The 7189-nt window shown below is 44.8% G+C and carries 5 protein-coding genes and 2 pseudogenes; 6 read left to right on the forward strand and 1 reads right to left on the reverse strand.

All coding sequences use genetic code 11. The features are described from left to right. Positions 1-29 precede the first annotated feature (29 nt). From B0182_RS09735 to B0182_RS09745, 3 genes are all read left to right on the forward strand, one after another. Complete coding sequence (locus tag B0182_RS09735) at positions 30-227, forward strand: hypothetical protein (protein ID WP_078274757.1); 198 nt, start codon at positions 30-32, stop codon at positions 225-227. Positions 228-562: 335 nt separating this feature from the next. Next, positions 563-2368: an aminopeptidase P family protein gene (locus tag B0182_RS09740; protein WP_078274758.1), complete on the forward strand. Its 1806-nt coding sequence runs from the start codon at positions 563-565 to the stop codon at positions 2366-2368. A gap of 50 nt (positions 2369-2418) precedes the next feature. Next, on the forward strand, positions 2419-3906 hold the full coding sequence (locus B0182_RS09745; protein ID WP_078274759.1) for an aminoacyl-histidine dipeptidase: 1488 nt from the start codon (positions 2419-2421) through the stop codon (positions 3904-3906). Between the two features lie 83 nt (positions 3907-3989). Here B0182_RS09745 and B0182_RS15340 read toward each other — a convergent pair. Next, a pseudogene (locus tag B0182_RS15340) lies at positions 3990-4088 on the reverse strand (IS3 family transposase); the annotation flags it as partial. A gap of 270 nt (positions 4089-4358) precedes the next feature. On the opposite strand from B0182_RS15340, the gene B0182_RS14380 reads away from it, so the two are divergent. The 3 genes and pseudogenes from B0182_RS14380 to B0182_RS09765 form a co-directional block, all read left to right on the forward strand. Next, on the forward strand, positions 4359-4526 hold the full coding sequence (locus tag B0182_RS14380) for a hypothetical protein (protein WP_158079683.1): 168 nt from the start codon (positions 4359-4361) through the stop codon (positions 4524-4526). Positions 4527-4646: 120 nt separating this feature from the next. Further along, positions 4647-5775 (forward strand): annotated as a pseudogene (locus B0182_RS09760) (S-(hydroxymethyl)glutathione dehydrogenase/class III alcohol dehydrogenase). A gap of 218 nt (positions 5776-5993) precedes the next feature. Then, positions 5994-7189 (forward strand): AAA family ATPase (locus tag B0182_RS09765; RefSeq protein ID WP_143821709.1); only part of this gene is annotated, 1196 nt, incomplete at its 3' end.

Consider the following 7189-nt stretch of genomic DNA (forward strand, 5'->3'; position numbering starts at 1 on the left):
AGATAAGGTGACCACTGAACGCCGTTAGGGTGTTAGATGTTATCTTTAGTGAAGATGACCAAAAAAGTCTTGAACGTAATGAAAAAACAAATAAAGCATTACCGACTCGTACCGCATTAAACTTAATTCGAGTCAATGGGGATGCTAAACTCTCTGTGAAACGCAGTAAAATGAGAGCTTCACAGAATAAGTCTTATCTTGAACAGTTGTTGTTTGGTAAGGGGTAGTGCGATTGTTCTGAGGATTTTCACAAAATGCAATGGAAATTTGACAATTTCAATCAATTTTTGCATGAAAAATGGCTATCTGACCGCTTATTTAAAAAGTTAAGTAAAAATCTTAAAATTTACCCAGTTAAGTGGTTGGATTGTTTTTCATAATAAAAACTTGTCTGATGGAAAACCCACAGCCTTTATTTTTTCCTTGAAAAACGTGTGATTCCCCTGCTTTTTTAAACAGGCATTTTTCATTGCAAATACCAAAGGCAGACATGCCCTAAAATGTTGTATCAAAAATGGCTTGGGTGTAAAATAGGCGTTTGTATTATCATCAAGGAAAAATTATGACCGACTTTCACAAAACCCCGTCCGATGTCCGCCACGCCCGAGTGCTTGCTGTACGTGAGATACTTGCCGAGCGTGGATTGTCCGCCCTTATCATACCGTCTGCTGACCCGCACATGTCCGAGTATTTGCCTGTGTATTGGCAAGGTCGGGCGTGGTTGTCGGGCTTTACAGGGTCGGTTGGTACTTTGGTCATCACGCATGATTTTGCAGGGGTGTGGACGGACAGCCGTTATTGGGTGCAAGCCCCCATTGAGCTTGACGGCACAGGCATTGAGCTACAAAAAATGGAGCATTCTCGCCCCACTTATGCCCAGTTTTTGGCGGACAACCTACCCCAAGGGGCAAAAGTGGCGATAGACGGTGCGGTGTTGTCTGTGGCGGAGTTTGATGGTCTAAGCCAAGCCTTTGCCGAGCGTGGCATGGAGCTTGTGATTGACACCGACATTTTGGGGCAGATTTGGCAAGACCGCCCAAACCTACCCAACGCCCCGATTTATGTGCATGACGAAATATTTGTGGATACGAGTGCCAAACAAAAACTTGCCCAAGTGCGTGAGATTATGACCCAAAAGGGGGCGACTCATCATCTTGTTAGTGGTCTTGATGACATTGCGTGGCTCACCAACTTGCGTGGGGCGGACGTGAATTTTAACCCCGTGTTTTTGTCGCACCTACTTATCACGCCAGACACAGCGACTTTATTTGTCCATGATGACAAGCTCACCGACACCGCCAAATCCGCCCTAAGCGTGGCGGGCATTGACGTGGCTCATTATGACAGCGTGGCGGAACGTTTGGGCGATGTAGAGAGCTTGTTATTTGACCCTGCCAAAGTGGCGGTCGGTACGCTCACCCATTTGCCAAAAACCGCCAAACTCATCAAAGCGGTCAATCCTACCACCGTGTTAAAAGCCATAAAATCGGACAATAACATCAACCATATCCGTGAAGCCATGCGTCAAGACGGCGTGGCGTTGTGCGAGTTTTTTGCCGAGCTAGAAGACAAGCTTGCCCAAGGCGAGCGTGTGTCCGAGCTTGATATTGATGAGATGTTGGAGTGTGCCAGAAGTCGCCAGCCAAACCACGTTTCGGCAAGTTTTGATACGATTGCAGGATTTTGTGGCAATGGGGCGATTGTGCATTATCGGGCGACAGACGAGCGATTTTCGTATTTGGACGGGGACGGTTTGCTACTGATTGACTCAGGGGCTCAGTACAAAAACGGCACGACTGATATTACTCGTATGGCAGGCGTGGGGCAAATTAGCGATGACGAAAAGCGTGATGTTACCTATGTGTTAAAGGCTCATATCGCCCTAGCAACTGCCCATTTCCCCAAAGACATACCGTCCATGCAACTAGATGTATTGGCTCGTAACCAACTTTGGCAACAGGGGCTAGACTATGGGCATGGGACAGGGCATGGCGTGGGTTATTTTTTAAACGTCCATGAGGGCCCGCAGGTCATCTCACGCACCGCCCCTGTTACGCCTGAACGTATCATGAGTGAAGGCATGATAACCAGTAACGAGCCGGGGCTGTACCGTGAAGGCAAATGGGGCATACGCCTTGAAAATCTGGTCGTGGCGGTCAAAGCACATCAAAGCGAGTTTGGTGAGTTTTTAAAATTTGAAGATTTGACCTTATGCCCATTTGATACCCGTCTGATATTGCCACATCTTTTGACCGAACAGGAGAAGCGTTGGCTGAACGATTACCACAAACTTGTTCATGATGAGCTTATCGGACGTGTGGACGGTCGGGCAAAAGCGTGGCTTGTTGAGCGGACGCAGGCGGTGTGAGCTTTTTATCTATTAAATACCAATTTTAAACAACCCACAAGGAAAATTCTATGTTAAACCAAAACGCCCTAAACCATAATCTATCTGTCATCCAAGACCTTGCCCCGAGCGAGCTGTGGCGGTGGTTTGCCCAGATTTGTAGCATTCCCCACCCGTCTTATCACGAAGAAGCGATAGCAAGCCACATCGTCTCATGGGCAAGTTCTCACAGGCTTACCGTGTGGCGTGATGAGATTGGTAATGTCATCATCAAAAAACCTGCCACAGTCGGCATGGAAAACCGCACGCCCATTGCCCTGCAAGCCCATTTGGACATGGTACCCCAAGCCAATGCCGACACACATCACGACTTTACCAAAGACCCCATCATCATGCGATTTAGCGATGATAAGGCATGGATAAAGGCGACTGACACCACGTTGGGGGCGGATAACGGCATTGGCATGGCGAGCTGTTTGGCGGTGCTAAGCGATGAGACGGTGGCTCACCCTGACATCGAAGTGCTACTGACCATGACCGAAGAGATGGGAATGGTGGGGGCGATAGGCTTGCAGGCGGGGACGCTGACCGCTCCAATCATGGTCAATACCGACACCGAAGAGATAGGCGAGATTTATGTGGGCTGTGCAGGGGGTGTGGACGCTGATTTGGCGTTGCCTGTGCGTTATGTGGAAAATGGCCATGACAGTGCGACAAGTTTGACCGTCAAGGGCTTAAAGGGCGGGCATTCGGGCGTGGACATTCACAAAAACCGAGCAAATGCCATTAAACTGTTGGGGCGAGTGTTGGCGACTTTATCGCAGACGTGCGATTTTAAAATCGCTGACATCAAAGGCGGTTCGCTAAGAAATGCCATTGCCCGAGAAAGCGTGGCAACCCTTGTGATGAATGGGGCGGGCAAAGAGCAGTTTTTGGAAAATTTATCTACTATCATCAAAGACATAGAGAGCGAAATCGGCACGGCAGAACCCAAACTGTCTATCACGATAGAAGACACCGAGCGACCCGATACCGTCATAGAAAACAGCCAAAGCGTGATAAACCTCATCAATGTACTGCCGTCTGGCGTGGTGCGATACAGTGACAACATCGCTGACGTGGTGGAGACCTCGCTATCGTTTGGGGTGCTGGGTGTGGCAAATGGCGAGCTGGTGGCGACCTTGCTTGTCCGCTCCTTGACCCAAGTCGGCAAACAAGGCGTGATAAGCACCTTGCAAAGCGTGGCGGATTTGGTGGGGGCAAAAGCGGTGTTTGACGGCGACTATGTGGGGTGGAACTATGACCCAAACTCTGCCATTACGCCCATAACCGCCCGTTTGTATGCTGATATTTTGGGGCATGAACCCAAAATCAAGGTCATTCATGCAGGGCTAGAATGCGGATTGATTAAGAAAAATTATCCCAACATGGACATCGTCTCTGTGGGGCCCACGATTATCAACGCCCATTCGCCTGATGAAGCGGTGGACGTGGCGAGCGTGGCGGTGTATTGGCAACTTTTGATGGATATTTTAAAAAATTCGCCTGTGAAAGCGTGAAAAAAGCGGTTGAGTCAAAAAACCGTCCGCAGTGGAATGAACCGACCCCAAATCTTAGACATAAGATAAAAGGCTAAGTTGTATCAAGGCTTGATTAACCCTGATTGGACGAAGTTTCTGTATTTCACAGGACTTAGTCCTTTTAGTTTTCTCTTTATTCTATCATGATTGTAGTGGTGTACACCCTACAAAATGAAAAAGTGCTACGGTTTTTCGTTCGTGGTGAGCTAAGCCTGCCCATGACGGAAACCGACCTGCAGGCAAGCTTGTGGCAAACGGTTTTCGTAGTAAAATTCAATTTTGTTAGCTGTATCTTTAAAGAATTTTTTATAAATAGCCTATTTTGCCGTTATCGTGTTTATCAAGATAACAGCCAAATTTTAACGTTGTATAAATTTAAAAATCATTAAACTTTTAATTGGCAATATACCAAAGATGTTCGCGATCAGCCTTTGCCAATATTGACAGGATTTGCCAGCGATTGGCAAATGATTGGCAATGAATTACGGTTAATGCGTGGGGATAATCAAATCACGGCGATGATTGATGATAATGAGATTGTTTTTGGGGATATGGAGGCTAATGAGCTTATTAAAAATAAGCGGTTAAAATTAAAATAATGCATTTTTAGAATATCACAAAATCTAATACCCACTTATCACAATTATCAATTAGCCAAAATATCTATAACGCCTTATAATATTTGCCATTTTCACAATCAGGTATCCACAATGAATACAATAAAATCCCGTGCGGCGGTGGCATTCGCCCCCAACCAGCCTTTAAAAATCGTAGAAATTGATGTAGAACGCCCCAAAAAAAGGCGAAGTCTTGGTCAAAATCACTCACACAGGTGTGTGCCATACAGATGCCTTCACCCTATCAGGGGCTGACCCCGAAGGGCTGTTCCCTGTCGTGCTGGGACACGAAGGGGCGGGCGTGGTGGTGGAAGTGGGCGAAGGCGTAGAGAGTGTGGCGGTGGGCGACCACGTCATTCCGCTTTATACGGCAGAATGTGGACAGTGCGAGTTTTGTCAGTCTAACAAAAGCAATTTGTGCGTATCGGTGCGAGCCACGCAAGGACAAGGCGTGATGCCAGACGGCACGAGCCGTTTTTCGCATGAAGGCAAGCCGATTTATCACTATATGGGCTGTTCGACTTTTAGCGAATATACGGTGGTGGCAGAAGTGTCGCTCGCCAAAATCAACCCAAAAGCCAATCCACAGGAAGTCTGCCTTTTGGGCTGTGGCGTAACCACAGGCATTGGGGCGGTGCATAATACCGCCAAAGTGCAGGCAGGCGATAGTGTGGCGGTGTTTGGCTTAGGTGGCATTGGTTTGGCGGTGATTCAAGGGGCAAAACAAGCCAACGCAGGGCGAATTTTGCCATTGACACCAACCCTGAAAAATTTGCCCTTGCCAAAGAATTTGGAGCGACTGACTGCCTAAACAGCGACTGACTGCCTAAACCCCAATGATTTTGACAAACCAATCCAGCAAGTGTTGATTGAAATGACCAAATGGGGCGTAGACCACACTTTTGAATGTATTGGCAATGTGGAAGTCATGCGTTCTGCGTTGGAATCGGCTCATCGTGGCTGGGGACAGTCGGTGATTATTGGTGTGGCGGGGGCAGGTCAAGAAATTAGCACTCGTCCATTTCAGCTCGTTACAGGGCGTACTTGGATGGGCACGGCATTTGGCGGGGTTAAAGGTCGCTCGCAATTACCGCAAATGGTGGAAGACGCAATGGCGGGCAAAATTCGCCTATCGCCTTTTGTGACGCACACAATGCCCCTTGATAATATCAATGATGCTTTTGAGTTAATGCACGAAGGGAAATCTATTCGGAGTGTGATTCATTATTGATTTTAAAATAAAAATGCCGTCCAAAATTGGGTTTTTGGGCGGTGTTTTTGTTTGTGTCTCTTATATATAAATGTTTACAATTGCACTAACAAATTATATAATAATTTAATATATTTATGGGCGAACTTTTTAAAAAAAGTATTGATCTAAATATAACCGTAAGTAAAAATTTTTTCCCATTGTTTTGGAAATTCAAGTATTTTTAATTGGGGTAAAAGATGAAATTGCAATCAATGAGACTTTCTAATTTCCAAAGCTTTGGTTGTCAGACAACAGAGCTAAAATTGGATGAAATCACTTATCTAATTGGACCAAATGGATCTGGTAAAACGGCTGTATTACAAGCTCTTTGTCGTTTATTCGCGTTTAATCCTGCATTACGACGAATTAAGCATTCCGATTTTCATATACCACAACATGAACAAGAGGTTCCTGAAGAGAGAAAATTGATCATTGAAGCAGATTTTTCTTTCCCCGAGACGTCTAGTGATTCAGACAATTCAACAGTTGCTCCGTTCTTTAATCATATGAGATTAACCCAACTAGGTGACCAGCCTATTGTTAGATTTCGCCTTACAGCAGTTATGGATTTTTTGGGAGAAATCGAAGAAACGCTTGTGTATGTATTGGAACCAGATTCACAAGGTAAAGAAGTTACCAAAATGGTATCAAAAATTGAGAGAAACCAAATTCAAGTTCATTATTTACCAGCTCAAAGAGATCCATTAGACCATATTGCATACAATACAAATGCTCTTTTGGGACGCCTATTAAGAGCGGTCAATTGGGAAAGCGAAAGAGATGACATCAATGACTTAACAAATCAAATCAATAATAAGCTTGAGTACAACCTATCAGTTAAAATCATTAGTGAAAAACTAAAACAGAGTTGGGAAAACTTACATAAAGGAAGTTATTTCAAAGAACCTAAAATATCTTTTGCGCATTCCGAAATTGAAAATATTTTACGTCATATGTCAGTCTCTTTTACTCCTGGACATAATGAAAATATGGTAGATTTCTCACGTTTAAGTGATGGGCAAAAATCAATGCTTTATTTATCATTGGTGTTGGCTTCGCAATCAATTAGTCATTCTATTCTGAATGATGGTAACAATACTTTTGATGTTAAAAAGTTACGTCCTCCCATATTTACCATTATTGCTTTAGAAGAACCTGAAAATAGTTTATCACCACATTATTTAGGACGTATCGTTAATGCTTTGAAAGCAGCAACCCAATATCAGGATGCGCAAGCCCTAATCGCAACACATGCTCCAACTATGCTACGTAGAGTTTCTCCAGAACAGATTCGCTATTTACGTTTAGATTCAGATAGAACATCATCAATCAAATGTATTCAGCTACCTAAAAAATCAGATGAAGCTTATAAATTTTGGCTCTGGTCTAAAAA

Source organism: Moraxella bovis, from assembly GCF_002014975.1.
GTDB classification, from domain to species: domain Bacteria; phylum Pseudomonadota; class Gammaproteobacteria; order Pseudomonadales; family Moraxellaceae; genus Moraxella; species Moraxella bovis.